The organism is Nostoc foliaceum FACHB-393, assembly GCF_014698505.1.
Classification (GTDB): domain Bacteria; phylum Cyanobacteriota; class Cyanobacteriia; order Cyanobacteriales; family Nostocaceae; genus Nostoc; species Nostoc foliaceum_A.
The window spans coordinates 1-19365 of sequence record NZ_JACJTD010000091.1; the positions used below are offsets into that span (position 1 = coordinate 1).

Genomic DNA, 19365 nt, shown 5'->3' on the forward strand with positions numbered 1-19365 from the left:
CGGTTGAAATTCTCAATCAGGGTTTAAAAGATTTGGTTGAGGAAGCTTCTAAATATAAAAAGTCACAGTGATTCGCGAATATCATTCGCGAACCAATTTCCCCTTTCCACATCCCGTGAAAAGTCAGATAGGCTGACACCTTGGCGTAGAATAGTAGACTGACTTGACAACCGATGTTTTGGAGCGTGAGCGTCAATCCAATCGCATTGTGCTTTCGCTGCTTCTGACACAGCTTTTAGACAATGCTCGTCGCCAATATCTTGGGCATAGTGCAGGGCAGCATACAAAGCATGGTAGGCAGTTTCGTAATGTGCGTTCTCAATAGACTTTTGGCTAATTGCCATCAGTTGTGAGTAGATATCGCCATCTTCGTTCACTTCTTGTACAAATTTCCAGGTAACAGTGTGATTGGCCAAAATTTATCTTTTTTACCAAATTTTTTACTCCATCTAAGGAGGTCTTTTCTCAAAACTCTCCAGTCGCTCATAAATCACTAACCAAGCTAAATCTCTAGGCTGACCTGACATAGGGTCAGGCTCTAGCCTGCTTGCTCAAAGCTATTTTCTGTCAAGAAGATAGCGTAAGCATCAAAAATCAGTAGCTAAGATGCTTGCTGGACAAAGCTTCAGCCAAGGACGTACAGTTTACCGTTTTGGCACGGTGATGCTATGGATGCCAATACTCCATCCAATACCTGCTGGGTGAACAGTTCCCTGTTTCTGATAACAATAGATGGAAGAGGTCAAAATATTTGGCGAAGGGTATAAAAAATGGGAGAGGCTAAACGACGTAAGCAGTCTAACGGCAACGGATTCGGAAACTTTAACTTAGAGCGGGCAGTCGAAAAAGAATTGGCATATCTACAAAAAAATCGACTAGGTGTGATCTGGCTTGATACGCTTCATCGAATTATAAATGAATATCCAGGCAGCATTATTAAGGAAGAGCTTGAACAAGGCGGATACACCAAAGCCATTAGCAATTTTGAGCAATTATGCGCTAGTACAAAGGATGAAACTCTGATTTACCTGATGCAAGGGTTGTGGCTAATTTTTCACAAAGATAAAAATTTTAGCTTTAAAAACTATAGCCCTTTCAGTGGTGAAGACATGAAGGTAGTGGTTAAACTTTATATCAATACATTGATCTGCGTCTTAATCGCAGAATCAGAACTTTCGTCCATGCAAGCAGCCACCGAATAACGGCGTTGCTGAAATTGGTGTATGTCTAATGCACCAAAAGCCTGACAGTTCATTCGATAAGTAATTGGGCAGAATTAATTACACAATGTCATTGCGAATGAAGCGTAAAGCCAAAGCAGACGCTATCGCGAACGCACAGTAGCATCTCCAAAAGTTGCCAAATGAAGCAATCGCAAGCCTTTCTCGAATGGCACTAAGATAAGCGCAAACCCGTAATTTAACTGGCTTTTGAGTGTGGGGAGTGTGGGGAGCCAGATTTCTTCCCCATCCTCCCACACCTCCCACACCTCCCTCAAACAAAGGTTTCAGGTTTTCTTAGTGCCATTCAGCCTTTCTCCTTGCTTCTCTTCTGACGCTGCGCGTAGCAAGATCCCCGAAGGGGTACGCTTCATTTAATTACGCTCACAACTCCAGTAAATATTTTTGTCCACCTACTTGTATTCAACTCAATCAGGGGATGATTTACGCCATCCATTCCACCCAATCAGGGGCATCTGCCACCAGTTGAGCAAACTTATTCGGGTCAATATCCTCAAACTTGAAGATCACGCCCCACCGCTCATCAATCGTTAGTGTACTGAGTAATTCTTTAACTGACTCCACCCCATATTCAACCCGCTCAATAGCCAGCCGAGCGTAATATTTAACCCGTTCCCACCAAGAATCACTGAGTTCTACATCTGTGTCCATACCCCCCCGATTATTACTTCCATCTTCATTAATGGGGGGTGTGGACGGCGGGTTAATCCCATACTGAGCCTGCATTCTAGCTGCGTAAGCCGCATCTCGCTCAAGTGACTCTTGCCGCTTTCGTTCCCTCTCTTCCCGTTGCCTTTGCCGATACTCCAGAACCTTCTGGATAAACTTGACATCCTCAGTATTCAGCCGATAATACCGAACCCTCTGTCCGTCCTCAAGCGGTCGCCGTGACTCAGTGGATAGTCCAAGTTGCGAGAGATACTGCCCCAAAATCCACATCGGAGACTCCGATAGCGGGATGGTCAGATTGAGAATACCTTTAACGTGAGATGCGTTGCGTTTAGAGAACTCGGCTAAAACCTGAATCATCGCCTCATCCCCTTTGATCTCAACCCCAGACATGAGATCGATCAACACTGCCCTCAGTCCTAGCCGATGACGCATAAGCCACGCGGTAGAATGATTGCTCCAGTCAGTGCAAATAGCCAAGCGCTCCCGTTCCGATTTATCGCGTTCCACAACAACAGCAGGCGGTGGAATAAATTCTCGCCCCTCTTCATCAGTGACCATTTCCCCAGGGGTTGCCAATATCGCTTCAAGTGCGACAATCTTTTTAATTAAGCGTCCCCCATCATCTTGCTCAACCAGTTCAGGGGTAACGCTCATGCCATAAGTGTCCTGAATGCGGAACTTCTCACACTCCAAAACCTCCTCTGGCTTGAGATAATCCTGATGCTGCCTGCTGTTGTAAGTCCTTCTGTCAATATCTTTAGCATTCGCCACCTTGCGGTAATGCTCCTCATCGATGGCGATACCCGCCGCCTTCATCCACCGGGAAGCCCCCTCATCGGTTGCATCACCCACAGGCGCAATAGTATTGCCCATCTCTTCTAAGAGCGATCGCAAATCAGCCCGTAAATGATTGATAGACCAATTGCGTTGCCCTTCAATCTGACAACTAGCATCTAATGCCCAATCCTTCTCAGCCCCACGTTTGCCCGTTTCCCGGTTAATGCGAATCAGAAAAGCGGTCATCTCATTTGTTTGAAGAATCTTTTCTTTAATGCGTCGGGCATTAGTTTCGGCGTAACCAAAGGGAGGACGAGGAGCCACCCAAACATACATGGGGACATTTGGACGATACCGCCATAATTGCTGGGCGCATTCTGTAGCCGACTGCGAGACAGCATGAAACACGCCAAACACGGCATCAAAATGATAGCTGGAAATGTCAACCCCTGAACTGAGACTGGGAGTAATTAAAAAAGCGTCAAGATCCTTAATGGCAATGTTAATCTCCCTAATGAAAATCACATTTTCCTCACTGCCACTGTTCTCGGAGTGAATAGCCCACACCCGTAGCTGTCGATCTTCGGCTGATTCCGGTATATTATCATCAGGCGTATCCATCGATGTCCCGTCATTCAGCGCTCGTTCCAACTTTTTGATGAACCGCTTGCTGTCGCTGACCATCATCAACTTTTTACCCAACATGAGTTGAGCGTGGAACTCGGCAACGATTGCGCTGCTGTTTTTCCCCTCGTACCAATGAACTTGACGACCACCTGAGCGATACAGGTTTTTGATGATGTAGGGTTTTTCACCAGCCGGTCGCAAATTCATGAAAAACTCAATGGTCAAATCATCCAAGTGAGCATCAGCTAAAACAACCAGCTTGGCGTTGTAAACTAGATACTCCAGCACTTCCAGAATCGCCCCCCTGTGTTCCTTGCAAGTTTTGGACTTGAGCAAGTGAGCGAGATACTGGCAGGCTTCATCAATAAATAGAATGTCATAAGCCTGTAAATCATTTGCCATTTTATACAGAGAATCCACGGTAATGCTGAGAGCTTTTACCTGACCCCAATCCCCGCAAGAAATCGCGGAGTACATTGCTGTTTGTAAGCGATCGCTGAGATTCTTGAGCAAAGTAACCCGATGCCCATTGTTCAAAAAACTGAGTTGGGGGTTCTCTCTTCTGAGAACTGCCAAAATTTCAGTCTTTCCTGTTCCCATATCGGAAACCAAACCAACTAACCCCGATTGAGGTAGGGAGTGGATCGCAAGTGAGAGATAACGGGTATTAACTGTCACATCGGGCTTGTACTTATGGAGTCCCCTGGCACGATTGATGAAAAATCTTTGCTTGTACTCGCTGATTCTCAAGGCATCAGCAATCATTGTGGTGACGGCTTTATCCGCCTTTTTCCCCAAAACTACAACCCAATCGTCAATTCCTTTTTCTGGCCCTGGCAGCAGCGCTACTTCACATTGGCAACAAAGTTCTACAATTGCAGAAGCTGTCCGGCGTGTGGCTTGAAAAATCTGCTGTTTAGTTTTGGGTTTGCTTTCGTAGTCGAACAGAACAACGAATTTACGTCCTTTTTGAGTCATTGGGACTAAATCAGGGTGTAGTCTTTCTAAATCCTCCTTGCCCACTCGACCATTCCAGATTCCAGGGAGTGCGATCGCTACAAATCCCAAAGTCAGCAAGCAACCAGCCTTCTTCTCCCCCTCCGTAAGGATTACAGGGATTTCGGGGTGAGCCATTACCCAAGCCCAGAACCCTAACGCTTCTCCCTCCGAGGTAATGGTAATATGTTCTGGCATCGGCACGTTATAGCGAAGTGATACCAACCGCCATAAATGTAGGGGCATTCTCAAGTAGGTAACTCGGTTGGGAGTTTTGGGCGGTGACTCGTACTTGACTGGCTTTTGAGTTTGCTGCTGTGTTGTCTTGTCCCATTCCAGTCTGGGGTAATCTGGTTTCATCCGTCCCCAGTCCATCGCCAACCAATCATTAAGCGGGTCAAGTCCACTAACCCACCATGCACCGGCTTCCGCGTGGGCATATCGTTTCAAGTAGCCATCACGCAGTCGCCCATCGTTACGTCTGGCAGTTTGAGGTAGGGCGCATAACAGATATTCGTATACTGATGGCCCTGATAGAGAACGGACATTTAAAGCTGTTAACTTTGGGTCAACACCTGAACCAATAACCCATTCTTGCCAATGGCTTTGAGTTAGCTGGTCGTTCCCATTAGCTTCATTGATGCTAATTACATTGGTTTGCGCCATTTTGATAACCTCCGATAATGGTTGTATTCATCGGAGCTACCCACTGTTAATGGCTAAAGTAGCAGTGCTGATATCAAGTGTGCCAATGGCTAACCACTTTATCTCTACTCAGTAAAGAAAAAATTTCAGATTTACAAGAAACCAATCGTCTTGACTAAAAGGCCTGAAATTAAGAGCATGAAACTCTCATGATTAGTTTTATAGGGTTGATGTCACCTGATTAAAGCTGTGCTAACTTTACCTCAACTACGCAGACATTGTTAAACTGAGATTGCTATATAAACGGTTAGTAGCCTAATTGCTAGGCGTATGTCTTGCGTATGGGCAGCTAGCCGATTTCTTATTTTTTACTTGCTTCCAAAGCTGACCAAGCGGCTGGTGTAATGTTTGGAATTAGTTTATGAATAGTCAAAAATGCAGAAATCAGCCCTATGCTTTAGCTCAAGGCAAAATAAAACAGCTTTTAATTGAAAAAACAAAATATTCACGATGCTATCCTCATATACGAGGCATCTAGGCTTAAAATTCATCCCTAAATTATTTGCATCTAAGTAGCTATTGCTGACATTCCGCTTTAAATCTAGAGTCGGGGAAAATTGTAGCGCCAGATGCCTTTTTTGCAATTTGTCCAAAAAAAGGCATAAAATATCCGACCCTGTATGCTAAGATTGCGAACAGGGGTCGAGTCGTGAGGCCTCGTTAGTTCTTCAAACAATTTGGTGTCTGTCTGACCCGCCAAAGTCTTGGACATCAATACTGTTATCTAACGACTCCCCTTACCATTTTGACTATCCGAATATACTGCTAGTGTCGTTGCCCCCTCCTTCTTGTATTGATTGATTTCAGTCTGATTTGCAGACTTACTTTGGTAAGGTTAGCATGAAAAGCTGCTTGACAGTATCAAAACAGGCTAATCTGTTTTGTTTTGCAGGCTTGCAAATACTCAGGCATTTGCCTGAAAAACAAATCCACTCGCGCTATCCACCCTTTCAATAGACAGTTAACTCTTGAAGTAGTGTGCTTAAGCAGTTGAGTAAGCCATTTTATCAACGGTGCTAGTTCATCTAGCACCGTTTCAGTTTTTTCTAATCGAGAACATATATTTTGAACCATGTTTTCCTTTAATACTATTCGTGCGGTGTTTGGTGCTGTTCGGTTAACCATTGCAGTGCTAGCACTCTCAAAATGTGGCTCATATTCGTTTTCATGCTTGTGCAAGCCTGCTTGAGTTGCTCTCGTTCATCTTCCAGCATGAAAACCCTGACCTCTGCTGCACCTTCTTGGCGACTGGTAACTATTGGAATGCTCATAATAAGCTCTGTTTGGCTAGCTGTGTTATACGAACCTTGCTCATTAGTATAACATTCAGGCGAATTGCTGTGTGATACAGATGAAGAGATTTCTTCTGTTAATTTTTGTGATGACTCTGGCTCAATAACTTTTTTGGAGGTTCTAGATACCCCTTTTGTACTAAGACTTCTTTTATAAGTTCGTCCAATAAGCTGCTAACAGTTTTATCCTCATCCTCTGCCCATCGCTCTAGCGCTTGTTTTACATGATCGCTTGTGACAAACATTACTCGTGGTCTTTTACCTGCTGGCATTTTTTAACTTTAAATTGTGTACCTCAGTCAAGACAGTAGCTAATTCTCAGATACTTAGCTACAATCTGTCTGATTTTTTTTTGAGAAAAGTAAATTAATTCTTCTATCTGTGCTGATAATTCTCTGAGAAAATGCTACTTTAAAGTTGTCAGCCAAAAACAGCCACTCAACAAAGGCAATAGAAGCCAGAAAGTGATGCTTTGGCTTGCCCCTAACTGGATATCTGGATTTGTCTAGATTTGACTAAAAATCAACGCCAAGCCAGAAAAAACAAGACTTTAACAATTATCTGAACCATGACAACCTTATATTCCAATGCCAAAAATTGGCTAGTTCAAGCAGACTTGTTAGCCAAATCTGGGCTAACTGACCTTATCGCCGGAAAAGATTCAGGAGCAGGGTATGGGAAGGCAATCATCGGTGATTTTTCGATCATGATGCCAGCCGCATACTCACTTGTTCGCAACCGAAACATCATGCACCACGAAACCATCTCAAAAGATGGGGCATGGCTGCGATATGTAGAAGGAACGCGGCTGGACTTAAAAGATGTTCAATTTTTCTGGGGCAGTGCTGCTCTAGCGCAAAGTGACCACACCCTGTTACACGAGGATAAGGCCAAAAAAGCAGAACTGGCATTAGAAAGCATCCTTGCAGACTTAGCAGTTCTGAATATTCCCGATGGAGTCAAGCTTTCGATTAGTTTGAGCAACCACAACCCCGAACGCTGGGGCCAAGAGATTAAGCGCAGAGTTGAAGGGACTCACACCTTTGAGCATCTGCATCCTGTAACTCGTTCCATTGTCACCAAGACAGTTGAAATCGTTGTTACTGGCATTTATCCCGAAGGGTTTGGAAGCATTGCCCACTGCTTATTCGGTGAAGCGTCCCTGGTGCTTGACCCCTCAGAATTAGCGATCGCACTCGATATTGGTTCATCAACTTGGTTGATTACCGTGTTCAACGGTAGCGGTGCAGTGATTGACCGTCACTTGATTGAGGGTGGTTGCGGTGAACTGCACACCATGATTGCAGAAGCGCTCGACAAGCGAAACGACCGAGTGAGTCTGCTGTCCAAGGATGTGAAGCACTCGCCCAGTTTGGTGAACCAAGGGATTATTGAAGCCACTTTCACTTATGGAGGCAACCACCTGACAGGTAAGAAGTTTGAAACCGAGTACAGCCAATGTCTAGATGAGTGGTGGTCTACCAGGATTGAGAAATTCGCCAACTTTGTGACTGCTGGTAATTATCTAGACCGCGCTAAATACCTTGTCGCCTGGGGTGGGGGTGTTTCCTTGCCCGTGGTGGATCAGAACCTCGCCTCTTTAGGCTTTGTGGTCTTGAATAATCCCCAATTCATCAATGCTTTGGGGTTGAAGCTATTAACTCAAATTGCAAGAGGAGCTTAATCAATGAATTATGAATCTCGGCGTATAACCATCTCCTACCTAGCAGTAATTGAATTGTGCAAGATGTTTGATTTACCCCAAGACGCGCCAACACAAGCATTATCAGCAGGTGTAGAAAAGCTGATTTTTCAACATGGCAATGTGCAAACAACGCCCAAACCCGAAACAGCAACATCTACACAGCCCAATAAATCGGCACTTAGCGCAATGGTCACTAATTTCAAAGGGGCAGCATGAACAGAACCAGATTTAGAAACACGGTTTTAGGCATTGGTGCAACAGCAGCAGCGTTAGCCCTTGGCTATTTCGGAGTGCAGCACAATGGCCGTAACAATATGTTTACCATCGCCGCAGCTATCGGGGGTGGAGGTGCAATCAGCTATGTACTTCAAAAACCGAACCAGCCACAAGCCCCAAGTAATCAGCCAGAACCCCAACCCATACCGATGAAAACCCAAAGGAAAAGAAATAAGTTGTGAGATCCCAAACATGATGCAGACACAACCCCAGAAGGGGACTAGCTCTGATCATCAGTAGTTCGGGCAAGAGTATTGTATAGAAAATAGGAGGAATTATGTCACAGTCAGGGTTTGAGGCGCTTAAAGAAATGATTTCTAGAAACCTCGATAAAGGTAAAAAAGGGGAGACAACCTTTCATGGTGAACCGTCTGAAAATGTCAGTCCAATTTTAAGGGCAGCTAGCGAATTAGGTTTAGAGCAACACACTGTTTTGAAGCCAAACGGGGAGACTTACAAAATCACTCTCAAGCGAAAGAATTAGAAGTTACGCGATAAAAACCCAAAGTCAAGGAAACAAGTCATGAGCGACCAAGAAACCATGCAGACACAAGCATCGCTAACAACAACCGAAATCATGACCATCATCCTCGGTTGCGAACAAACTCTTAGGTTTGTGCAAGCATCTCCCAATTACAAGCAAATCGAAGCATCCGAGCGGTTCAGTACATCGAATGACTTAAAGATGGGCGATGCAGTCCAAGCCTTGATGGAGATTCACGAAGCGATTCTAAATATCGAGTTCTACTCTCAAGTTTGAGGAACTTATGTTAGAAACGACAACTTTGCAATGTAACCACCTCTATGAATTCCGTGGTCAACAACTGCGCTACAGCCATCGGTCTAATTGTCGAGTCAATGAACCTTTCATATTCAATGACTCTAAGGGCAAGCGCAAAGAATTAAGTCAAAACCAAGTGCAGAGGGAGGTTTTTGAACTTGTTGAATTTCGTGAGAACTGATAATGAAGCGATTGCACCGACGACCAATCATTGCAATCGCCCCACTCCGGGACGTATCTCTCGCCGCAGAAACGAAAGTACAAAAGGATTCTAACAAATGGCACTCGATTATAGAAATCCCAATGATTGGGGACGCTGTTCTTTCACTGATAATGCTTTAAAACTCCAGCAATTTAAGGCTCTTAACCCAACAGCTACGAAGCGCGAAATAAATAGTTTTCTTTGCAGCCAAAACTTACCCCTCACAGGAACGGAATTTCTAGCAACTCATGAAACCATCGATGACCATCCATACTCTGCTGCATTTGGTCAGTTCTTGGGTAACGGTATTGACGCGGACATTGCAAATATTCTGGCATTTGGCTCTAACCGATTTGATTTAATTTCTGATGATTTTGACGACCCCATAAGGCAATTAGCAGCGAGAATTTATAACCGATTTGAAGAGATGGGTTACTGGGATGAATTGCCCCAAGAGTCGAGCGATATCGACTACGACAACATACCTTATTAGGAGATTAAGCAATGGACTTTGCAATACGCAATCCGGTAGTTGGTCATAGTTCGCATATTGACGAGAAAGCGCAATCTTGGGGAGGATTTGAGTCTGATATTCTGGGCTATCTTTCGGATATAAACAAGCTCGAACAGTTTGCGGATTATGCGAATAATGCCCAAGAATTATCTGACAGATTAGAACCATTTTTGGACAATGCCAAGGTCGTCTTTGAGGCAATGGAGAAGTTGACCAAAGGGCAAGTAACCTGGGTCGAACTTCGTAAACAATACGGTTCTCATGTTGCGGGTGCTATTGCCAAAATTCGCAAACTAAACTCTGAATTTGATTCAGAGATGAGTAAAATAGATGCCCAAGATAGAGCCGACTTATTGCGAATTGACCAAAAACGTAAGCACGGACTAGCCGAAGTTGCAGCCCAATTGCATCAAGATTTACAAACTGAATTGTGGCGGCATGAAAACAAGATTAGCGGCATCGAAAATAGGCAAGTTGTGCAAGCAGAACGGCAAGCAATTACTACGGGCTTGAGGGAGAAACGCCAACAACTTTTAGCCCGTGCGCGGTATGGCTCAAGGGCTTTAGAACCCAACCAAGCACCCCAAGAAGTAATACCAGTTACTAGCCAAACTTCTGCACCAGCGTCTAGTGTTTCAGCAACAGGAACAGTGAGAGGATGGGGCGCAATGTTGGGTAACTTGTGGCAGAAGTTGGGCGATAGATAACTATTAGTTGAAAGGACACAGGCTGATGCTAGTAAGGAAACGAAATGAAGATCCTCGTAGCGTCAGCCCTTTTTCAATGGAAGGGCTGGCACAAACACCACAACAACAACATCAGCATCAACAACCCGAACAGTTACCACCACTGCCAGAAAACAACCGGGGTAGAACATTTAGACGTGCTGGTAATGCTTGTGAGATTGTCGCTGGCAGTTGTCTAAATAGTGCAGTTATTTTCACTTTTCATCTGTTGCAAGTTCACCCCGTTGGAATGTTCTTAGCTGTGGGTACTGCACACCTGTATTTTACTGCCACTGCAACAGGTGAAGGTTTTAATAATTTCGTTACTAATTTAATGACTGGTTGCAGTGCGTCATTAGCCCTATTGTGTGCCCTCAATGAACCCATTAGTGAGTGGAATGAAGCGAGAACTTCTACACAAACAGCTATTACTTCAATTGAGTCGGTTTATAAGCCAAAAACTGCTGAATCTTCAAGTTGGATGGATGGTGCAGGAGTGGGCATATTTCTAGCGATATTAATGATTTTTCTATTTGGTGGTAGGAGAGGTAAATGAACTATTTAAGTGACAAACATAAACAGTTATCCGAGTCGCAACAATCGGGTTTAATGTTGTGGTTTGGTCGTCTGCCAATGGACAAGAAAGCTGTTGCAATTGGGCTGAGTTTAACTGTTGGTATTAGCTCGGCGGCGATGGCGTGGAAAGGGGAATCAAGCGACCGCATTTATTTCTGCGTTCGGACTCCCCAGAAAAAATTGGTATGTCAGGACAAGAATAACAGACCATTTCGCATGACCCCCTTTTATTGGTCACAGTGGCAGTTAGAAGGAATGCCCCGCCAAGTAGTGCGTGACCCAGCTATGGGGGTAAACGGGCTGGTGAAAGCGACTAACCCTTACAAACCGTTTTGGGCGTTTGGGGGATTCCTGGGGTTTGCGCTTGCTGGGTGGATGTTGCGCCACTGCCAGTATGAGGAGAAGCAGAGAGCAGTCTTTGAAGACATTGCCCAAAAACGGGACGCAGCAAAGGCAGAGATGGCCGCACGTTCCGAGTTAATAGAGAGCTATCGAGATGTTGCGATCGCAGAAGTCCAACTACAAGCTGACCTGGATCTAGTGGCCAATGATCGCACTGTGGATATCCAAAAAGCTGAGATTTACGCTCACACGGAAATTGAAGTTACGCAGATGGAGGCAACTGACGCTATTTTTGAGGCGCAAACGGCTGGGATGACCGAGCAACAGAAGGCAGATTATATTAAGCAGTTGCGTGAGATGAAAACGCCTTATTTGCAAGGTAGCCAGACTTTAGCGGGGACGATTGACCCCAACGATAAAGTTACTGGGGCAGACAACCAAGCGATCGCACCACAGGACAATAAAACGGCATGGGTGCAAAACCTAATTAAACAAACTGCCCTTATCTGGGGCAACCAGGGAGGCGGTAAATCTTGGCTAGCCCGTTATGTAATCCAACTCAAAAAACAAGCCGGCTACCGTGTGATTGTCCTTGACCCCGACTCGAACCGTAGTGAATGGCGAGGAGTTGAAAGTTACCACTCCTGGGATGATATTGAACAGCAGATCCGCGATTACGTTCAAGAATTAGAATCACGGTTAAAAACCTTTAATAATTCATCATTGAGTGAGTCGCAATGGCGGCAGAAACTTTGGGCATCAGGTAAAGCTTTGTCTTTAATCTGTGAGGAGGCCACCACATACGGCGACTTCATTAAAGATGCAGAACTGTTAGACAAATTCGGCAAGCTGGCACTAACCAAAAGCCGTAAACAAGAGATGCCTTTAACCGTTGTAGCTCATAACAATACCCAGACGTGTTTATTCGGCATTAAGGGATTACATAATCTTGTTTCTAAGATGCTGCAAGTTGAATGTTTGGCGGAAGTAGATTCAGTTACACTACAGCCTTCATCAACTGGTTTTGCTAAGGTAAAACTCGATAGTTCTAACGAATGGCTTGATGTTAATCTGCCCAAAATGACAGCGAAAATATCTGACTTTAGCGACGCTCTCCCAGCAGAATCTAACCCCAATCCCCCCATCGATAAAGCTACTTTAGAGCGGATTTATGAACTGGAATTCAATCTTGGTAACAAAGCAGGTGACACCCAAGATGAACCTAATAAACTATCACCAATAGCGCAAAAACTGTATGAATATCTCACCAGAACTGAACGAATTGAAGCTGATGTAAGAGAGTTCAAGGGCAATTTTAAAGTGAACGGTGAGAGATTTAGTGTTGAGCAAATCAAGGGCTGGATGTATGAAATTGTGGGGGCAGGATTGGCGGACTGGATAGCCGAGGGTGTTATCAGGCTCAATCAAATTTGACTGCGATTGGTGTCTGGTGTCTAGCCCCAAAAACGCCCTTTTTTCGCGGACACTGGACACCGGACACCACAGACACCAAAGCTCAAAACCCTTATCCTGTCCAGACACCAGCAGACACTACCCCAGACACCGCCCAGACACCAAGTGTCTTCAACGTGTCCGCTAGACACCAATAAGAAATAACCGAATAAACAGCCATTTATTATTAGAGGATTATCAACATCATGCTGAGAATAGTAATTGTTGAACCAGAAACATTCACGCTCTTGGGCATCAAAGGCGCTATTTCACAATCTCCTGATATAGAAGTTACTGGTGATGCCATCAGTGGAAAGATAGGTTTTCAGCTAATTGAACAGACCAACCCTGATGTTGTGTTAGTTGATTTACTATTGCCCGACATGAGTGGTTTAGAACTGACTAGCTCAATCAAAAGGAAAACTAATAGTAAAGTGGTGATTTTTACTAATCAGACTCATTCCGACTTTATTAAGTCAGCTTTTCGTCATGGGGCTGATTCTTATATGCTCAAAAGTGCTGATATAGAATTGATTGAACTAGCCATCAAGAGAGCTTACTCTGATGAATGCCTGCTTGACCCGAAGCTGGCTAAAAAACTGTTAAAAAGCCTTGATAAAAATAGATATATTGACCCCAACTCCGTTGACAAAAACTTGCTTGACTCTCCCACCGAACGACAAATACAAGTCCTGCGTTTACTGGCTCAGGGTTTAGGTTTTGAACAGATTGCCAAAGAAATGTTTCTCTCTGTTAGTACAGTCAAACATTACGCCAGCGATTTGTACAGTAAATGGCACGTCAAGAACAGTTATGAGGCGATAAAAAGAGGGGCGATGCTTGGTTATATAGACTATAACTTGATTGTGAATGAATGATGTATTGGTGAGGATAGCGAAAGGATTAAGTTGGATATTGGTGGGGTTTATTTTTGTACAAAATCTCTATATTCCTAACTAGCCCAATCGTTGCTGCAATACGCCCAGCGCACCGTCAGAAAATCGGCAGTCATTATTGAGATACAGCCCAACTTTAAGGTAAAGGGTCAACGGTTCAGTTCTGAGGAATTGAAGCGACTGTTTAATGAACTGGTAGAGGCGAGTCTGTCCGTCTGGCTAGATGCTACGACCATCGAAATTCCCCAAAATCGGACAGATGGACAGGACGGACAGAATTAGACAGAAACCTTATACAGTAATGGACAGAGGCGACAGAGTAGCAGACAGACACATATTCAGCAGACACAAAACCCTAGCTGACCACTGGCTAGGTTTTCTTTTTCAGGCTGAAGTTTTGTTGAAAATAGAAGCGGATATCGCCCTAGTTACTACACAAACTAATAGTGTCGATCATTGCCTCAGTGGTAGTAGCGATGTCGGATCAGCGTTATCTGAGTATAGTTGTTATTTTAATAACGTCTTTTAAGCTAAGTATTTTTTGCCAAATGCTGGCATACAGCTAGCTAAAAAGACAGGTTTTGATTTAATTAAAGGTAGCGTATGGAACAAGTAATTGTAACCTATTTAACATCAATCAAGAATGAATTAAGGGAAACTGGTAGACAAAGAAAAAATCTCAAAATTAAAAGTATTCTTAACCAACTTGGTTGTCAGCGTAGAAGTCAGTCACTTATTGATAAATTCAATAACTGTTTAGCTGATTTGGGCTTAAAAATAATCCCAGCATTTAATATTGATTTATCATATGATGAAAGAGTCGCTATTTACTTTGATGGAGTTACTTCTACAGAAAATGAAGTAGAACCGATAGATCCTATCGCAGAAAAAAATAGTCTAAATTTCTTGAACCCTTTAAAAGTTAAACATGATTTATTCTATTATTTATTTGATTTTAATTCTGAGCAAGAATACGAGAATTTTCAAGCTTGTTTAGACTCAAATAAACCAGTTGGTCTATTCCTGATTCCATCCAAAGAGGATTTCTTTTCTGATGTTGTAGCGAAAATCTTAACTTATGAACTAATTCGGAAAAAACAATATATAGGAGTGGCTCCAAATTTAGTAACCTCTAATGCCTCTTTTAATAGTTATCTTCATGAAAATGAAATAAATGAATCTGTAGATACTGGCGATAAATCTCAATTCCCATTCTCAAGTATTTTGCACTTTAGTCAGTCAACAATGACCAACGTAATACTGGGAGATACAAGTTTTGAGCTAATTGAATCAGAAAAATTTGATGAACAATTTAACCAGCTATCACTGTATACTAATAAATACTATTCAGAACAATTTTTCATTCTATTTCATTGTCCTTCGGAAGCAGAGATATCTAAGCATCAGAAGAAGGATTTGTTTGGATATTTGGTAGACACAATTGCTAAGAAGTTACCATTTGTATTTACATTAAGGTGTAAGTATCCTGACGATAAATCAGTTCCTTCAGAAGTCAGGAAAGATATACAACATCATTTAAGTCTTTTATTAGAAGCTCCAAATTATATTTCCGACGATGAGAGCTTATCAATAATTGACTATTTTTTAGAATTACAGAAAATACAAGTTCAGGCAGAAGCTCAGTTACTTATTAGTATGAAAACTGAGCATTTTAAAACTTTGGTTTATGGTTCTGAGTCTGATGAACACATATATCTCAAATATTTTGCTATTAGAACTCTTGAATACCAGGGTTATAATCTATCCCAAATTCGCTGTGAAGCAACAGTAAATCCTGATAGTAATGAAACAGACGGGAAATCAAAAGTCAAGAGAAGGCCAGATGTTTATATTGAGGATAATACAATAGTTGAGGTAGAAACGTTAAGAGGTAAGGCATGTGGAGAGAACGTTTTTCTTGATTTAATACAAGATATATCAATAAAAATAGATGGATGGCCTAGTAAAGTGAGGTGTGTCTGGCTCGTACTTCCTGGATTTGAAATTGCCCGTAATTACTATCAACTTAAAAAAACACAAGAAATTTTAGAAGAAAAATTAAGAGAGAAATATGATAAATCAATTAAATTTTATATTATGGCTCCCGATTATAAAAATCATCAACTAATTCCTGTATCATTTGATTTGATAAGCTATCCATCCTTTCAAAGAAGACCAGTAGCTCCTCCACATATACATACAAAAGCTGTCCCTCCAGAATCACCAGTAATTGACTTCAAATATGTAAAGGGTTTAAATGAAGAGAAGAGTAAGCTTAATAAGCTCTTAAAAATACAGTTAAAAGGAATTAATAGTCATATTAATGGAATATTATTTTTTGGCTTACCTGGATGTGGTAAGACTCTTTTAGCCAATGCATTTGCTAACGAATCTGGAAGATACTTTTTTAAGCTCTCTCCATGTGATATTCAGAGTATGTGGATTGGACAAAGCCAAAAAAATTTGAGAGCTATTTTTGCTCAAGCTAAAAAGAAAGCGCCATCTGTCGTATTTATTGATGAATTAGATAGTATTGGCTTTAGTAGGCATGAACTACACGCACATACAGATCAAAAAGCGACGATTAACCAACTACTAATAGAATTAAATAATATTGGAGATCATGATGTAATCGTTATCGCCGCAACTAACTATCTAAATGGCATTGATAATGCCCTGAAACGTTCGGGTAGATTAGATTGGAAAATACCTATTTTGCCACCGAATGCACTTGAAAGAACTGAGCTATTCAAACATTACCTTTCACTATCAAAAGTTGGTGATAATCTTTCAGATACAAGCGGATTTTGGAATTTAATAGATTATGAAGAATTAGGTAAAGAAAGTAAAAAGCTAACTCCTTCTGACATTGAGCTAGTCTGCAAAGAAATTAGAAATGATATTTTACTTGATGAAATTTCGCCTCAATTAACAACTTCATGTGTGGCTTCTTATATAAATAACCTTAGAGAAGGAAATTTAACACTAATAGAATCCCAAGTTTCACAATTTATGAGTGACTGTAAGAGCTTAAGTATAAAAAGTGAGAAGCTTGAACTTCTCAAGAATGAGTGGAGTCTCTATTGAATCCAAAAACGTGTTATCTCAATCGTGGTTGGTGGCCGCACAACATTTGTGAGAGGGCAGGCGATTGCTTTTCTCTTCCGTGCCAGAGCGATCGCCTCCGGCGGGGCGTAGCCCATCGCTGTTTTCCGGGACAATTAAGATGGATTTAACTACATTCAGTACTCAGTAGCTACCTGATTGGAGGAGATAATGGGAGAAGCGAAACGCCGTCAGAAGTTAGACCCCAATTGGGCTAAATCAGGGGGATTCAGTCAGCCTAACAAACCAAAAATTACCTACTTGACTGAAGAACACCCCGACTATCAAAAAGCCAGTGAGTTAAAAAATACCTTCTACCCTGACAAAAACTTTGTTTACCTAGTCCGCCTAGACTACTCAGATGGTGATTACTTCGTGGGGGCAGTAAACGCATTCTTGCAAGGTACTGAGATTACAGTCAACGCGATTTGGTCAGCTAACCCCAATTCTCAACGCACGGGTCTAGAGTTATTACAAAGTATTCGTCGAGATATTGGTTTGAAAGCCAGAGACGACATGAATCAATCATCTGTTGCAATTGACGACATGAATCAATCTAATGTCGTAATTTACGATATGACTCAATCGAATGTCGTCAATTGCGAATAATACCCCACCCTGTTCTCAAGGACGGGAGCTGTGGAACATAGGGCATAACATTTCAATAACCGCTTTGGGACATGATTAACCCAAAGCGGTTGCTACCGTATATTCGCTTCTTCTATAAAAAGAGCCAGTGATTTACGAGATATGACTCACTCTCGACCTGTTTCATAGAGATGCTTTCGCCAAAGAGTCGAAACCATTACAGACCCTAACTTTATTGTGCATAATGCCGAACCCCATGACTGTACGGCAGACTCGACATCACTTGTAGAGGTTTCCTGAACGGCTTGTTATCAACTGGGGGTATAGAAATTTGATTTTGGGAATACTAAAAATAATACTACTTAATAAAGTACAGTCTTGATGCTTCAAGTAGAGCAAATTTTTTCGTGGTCTTCTTGGCAGCCATTAAATGGATGCTGGCGTGGGTCACTTATACCAAATCTACCTGGACTTTATAGAATGCGCCGGGTTAATAGAGATGATCTTGACTACATAGGGCAAACTGGCGAAGGTACAATGACCCTGAAAAAGCGATTGGGAATGCTACGCGGAGTTTACAAGGAGGAGATGCCCTATCGTGCCCCTCACACCGCGGCTCCAGCACTTTGGGCTTTGCGCCATAGCTCTAATTGCGAGTTTGAAGTATCCGTACTCCCTGTTCAAGGAACAACACGGTGGCGCAAGGGATTGGAAGCTTTAGCCATTAGCCTTTATCGACAAAAGTATAGTCAATCTCCTACAGTAAATTTTGGAAGAATGCCTGTCGGTTATCGGATGTCTACTTCCAATGACTTTAAGTTAGTACAAACTGGAAAGCGCCGGAGAGGTGGGCTGATATCAGAGTTGGAACAAAGTCATTTGCCCGGTATATCTCCTAAAGGAGAATTGCAAAAAGATTTGCAAAGTAATCACTGGTGTGATCATCAGTGGTCTGATTGGGTTCCTCTTACAAAAGCAGGATTAACATCATTGGCTAACAACTCATCAGGACTCTACCGCATTCGTGGTTCTAATCAACTAGAACTACTTTACATTGGGCAAGGAATAATTAAGGCACGACTAGCTGATCATTTATGCAAGGCACAAAATCCTGAAACAGAACAAGAACATATCTTTGCCAATAGTGGAACTTTAGAGTGTTCTTGGGCTATTAATCATTTATGGATTACACATCAAAGATTAGAATTAGAAAATGATTTAATTGCGGCGCATATTTTATTTGCAGAGAAAGTACCAGATGCCCAATTTTTAAGGTAAATAAAATTATGTCTAGTATTACTATCGTTGCTTGTGCAAAGTCGAAAAATAATCAGCCCAGTTATGCTAAAGAGCTATATAAATCTCTTTGGTTCATAAAAGCAAGAGCTTATGTTGAACAACAGAAGTGGGACTGGTACATTATTTCAGCTAAATATGGTTTGCTACACACAGATAAACTTATTGAACCTTATGAACTAACTTTGAACAATATGAAAGCTACTGAGCGTAGACAGTGGTCAGAAAAAGTGTTTAAAGAAATTTTACAAGTTTTGCCAGAAAAAGGTACAGTTCGATTTTTCGCTGGTAAAAAATACAGAGAATATTTAGTGCCACTCCTGCAAGAAGTTGGTTATACAGTTGAAATTCCTCTTAGAGGATTAGGAATTGGCCAACAACTAGCTTGGTTTAGTAATTCCACGTCTAACTGAAGCACAACGACTCTGGCACACTTGACCGCATAATCACTTAATAGTATTATTGTACTATTGAAGAATTGAGCGATGCTTGCATCAAAGCTTGGTGCAACAAGCAGAGTATATCACCCGAAGAAGTGGAAAGAATTTGTACTTTGTATCTCAAGCCAGAAAGTGAACCTGATGAACTTGAAAGTTT

Annotated in this window: 23 protein-coding genes; 19 read left to right on the forward strand and 4 right to left on the reverse strand. The window is 42.3% G+C overall.

What is annotated here, in order from left to right:
- Positions 1-62 precede the first annotated feature (62 nt).
- The gene (locus H6G92_RS34840) at positions 63-416 is read right to left on the reverse strand and encodes a hypothetical protein (RefSeq protein WP_199345102.1); all 354 of its coding nucleotides are present in this window, start codon (positions 414-416) and stop codon (positions 63-65) included.
- A 354-nt stretch (positions 417-770) separates the two neighbouring features.
- On the opposite strand from H6G92_RS34840, the gene H6G92_RS34845 reads away from it, so the two are divergent.
- A complete protein-coding gene (locus H6G92_RS34845) occupies positions 771-1202 on the forward strand; it encodes a hypothetical protein (protein WP_190900975.1) in 432 nt (143 codons plus the stop codon).
- A gap of 462 nt (positions 1203-1664) precedes the next feature.
- Here the strand turns inward: H6G92_RS34845 and H6G92_RS34850 are convergent, their stop codons facing one another.
- From H6G92_RS34850 to H6G92_RS34860, 3 genes are all read right to left on the reverse strand, one after another.
- Entirely contained in the window at positions 1665-4979 is a 3315-nt protein-coding gene (locus tag H6G92_RS34850; RefSeq protein ID WP_190900976.1) for a plasmid replication protein, CyRepA1 family, read from the reverse strand.
- A gap of 1127 nt (positions 4980-6106) precedes the next feature.
- A complete protein-coding gene (locus tag H6G92_RS34855; RefSeq protein ID WP_152592908.1) occupies positions 6107-6289 on the reverse strand; it encodes a hypothetical protein in 183 nt (60 codons plus the stop codon).
- A gap of 98 nt (positions 6290-6387) precedes the next feature.
- Entirely contained in the window at positions 6388-6582 is a 195-nt protein-coding gene (locus H6G92_RS34860; RefSeq protein ID WP_152592907.1) for a ribbon-helix-helix domain-containing protein, read from the reverse strand.
- A 296-nt stretch (positions 6583-6878) separates the two neighbouring features.
- Between H6G92_RS34860 and H6G92_RS34865 the strand changes: the two genes are divergently transcribed.
- From H6G92_RS34865 to H6G92_RS34950, 18 genes are all read left to right on the forward strand, one after another.
- On the forward strand, positions 6879-7994 hold the full coding sequence (locus H6G92_RS34865; protein ID WP_190900977.1) for a ParM/StbA family protein: 1116 nt from the start codon (positions 6879-6881) through the stop codon (positions 7992-7994).
- 3 nt (positions 7995-7997) lie between these two features.
- Positions 7998-8231 (forward strand): hypothetical protein, encoded by a 234-nt coding sequence (locus tag H6G92_RS34870; protein ID WP_190900979.1) that lies wholly within the window; start codon positions 7998-8000, stop codon positions 8229-8231.
- Complete coding sequence (locus H6G92_RS34875) at positions 8228-8473, forward strand: hypothetical protein (RefSeq protein WP_190900981.1); 246 nt, start codon at positions 8228-8230, stop codon at positions 8471-8473. The genes H6G92_RS34870 and H6G92_RS34875 overlap by 4 nt, the downstream gene beginning before the upstream one ends.
- Before the next feature lie 95 nt (positions 8474-8568).
- Positions 8569-8775, forward strand: a complete 207-nt coding sequence (locus tag H6G92_RS34880; protein WP_190900983.1) for a hypothetical protein — start codon at positions 8569-8571, stop codon at positions 8773-8775.
- A 39-nt stretch (positions 8776-8814) separates the two neighbouring features.
- Entirely contained in the window at positions 8815-9051 is a 237-nt protein-coding gene (locus tag H6G92_RS34885) for a hypothetical protein (RefSeq protein WP_190900985.1), read from the forward strand.
- 7 nt (positions 9052-9058) lie between these two features.
- On the forward strand, positions 9059-9253 hold the full coding sequence (locus H6G92_RS34890; RefSeq protein ID WP_190900987.1) for a hypothetical protein: 195 nt from the start codon (positions 9059-9061) through the stop codon (positions 9251-9253).
- A gap of 97 nt (positions 9254-9350) precedes the next feature.
- Entirely contained in the window at positions 9351-9767 is a 417-nt protein-coding gene (locus H6G92_RS34895) for a hypothetical protein (RefSeq protein ID WP_190900989.1), read from the forward strand.
- A gap of 11 nt (positions 9768-9778) precedes the next feature.
- On the forward strand, positions 9779-10495 hold the full coding sequence (locus tag H6G92_RS34900; protein ID WP_190900991.1) for a hypothetical protein: 717 nt from the start codon (positions 9779-9781) through the stop codon (positions 10493-10495).
- Between the two features lie 25 nt (positions 10496-10520).
- A complete protein-coding gene (locus tag H6G92_RS34905) occupies positions 10521-11069 on the forward strand; it encodes a hypothetical protein (RefSeq protein ID WP_190900993.1) in 549 nt (182 codons plus the stop codon).
- Positions 11066-12865, forward strand: a complete 1800-nt coding sequence (locus H6G92_RS34910) for an ATP-binding protein (protein WP_190900995.1) — start codon at positions 11066-11068, stop codon at positions 12863-12865. The genes H6G92_RS34905 and H6G92_RS34910 overlap by 4 nt, the downstream gene beginning before the upstream one ends.
- Positions 12862-13041: a hypothetical protein gene (locus H6G92_RS34915; RefSeq protein WP_190900997.1), complete on the forward strand. Its 180-nt coding sequence runs from the start codon at positions 12862-12864 to the stop codon at positions 13039-13041. Before H6G92_RS34910 ends, H6G92_RS34915 begins: the two co-directional genes overlap by 4 nt.
- Positions 13042-13089: 48 nt before the next feature.
- Entirely contained in the window at positions 13090-13761 is a 672-nt protein-coding gene (locus H6G92_RS34920) for a response regulator transcription factor (protein ID WP_190900999.1), read from the forward strand.
- Between the two features lie 90 nt (positions 13762-13851).
- Positions 13852-14061 carry a hypothetical protein gene (locus H6G92_RS34925; protein ID WP_190901001.1) on the forward strand — a complete coding sequence of 70 codons (210 nt, stop codon included), beginning with the start codon at positions 13852-13854 and terminating at the stop codon, positions 14059-14061.
- Entirely contained in the window at positions 14039-14308 is a 270-nt protein-coding gene (locus tag H6G92_RS34930; RefSeq protein ID WP_190971417.1) for a hypothetical protein, read from the forward strand. Before H6G92_RS34925 ends, H6G92_RS34930 begins: the two co-directional genes overlap by 23 nt.
- A 74-nt stretch (positions 14309-14382) precedes the next feature.
- Positions 14383-16866, forward strand: coding sequence for an ATP-binding protein (locus H6G92_RS34935; RefSeq protein ID WP_190901006.1), 2484 nt, complete (start codon positions 14383-14385; stop codon positions 16864-16866).
- Between the two features lie 189 nt (positions 16867-17055).
- Positions 17056-17493, forward strand: a complete 438-nt coding sequence (locus H6G92_RS34940) for a hypothetical protein (RefSeq protein ID WP_190901008.1) — start codon at positions 17056-17058, stop codon at positions 17491-17493.
- Positions 17494-17853: 360 nt separating this feature from the next.
- Positions 17854-18750 (forward strand): hypothetical protein, encoded by an 897-nt coding sequence (locus H6G92_RS34945; RefSeq protein ID WP_190901010.1) that lies wholly within the window; start codon positions 17854-17856, stop codon positions 18748-18750.
- An 8-nt stretch (positions 18751-18758) separates the two neighbouring features.
- Positions 18759-19181 carry a DUF6884 domain-containing protein gene (locus H6G92_RS34950; protein WP_190901012.1) on the forward strand — a complete coding sequence of 141 codons (423 nt, stop codon included), beginning with the start codon at positions 18759-18761 and terminating at the stop codon, positions 19179-19181.
- The last annotated feature ends 184 nt before the right edge of the window (positions 19182-19365 follow it).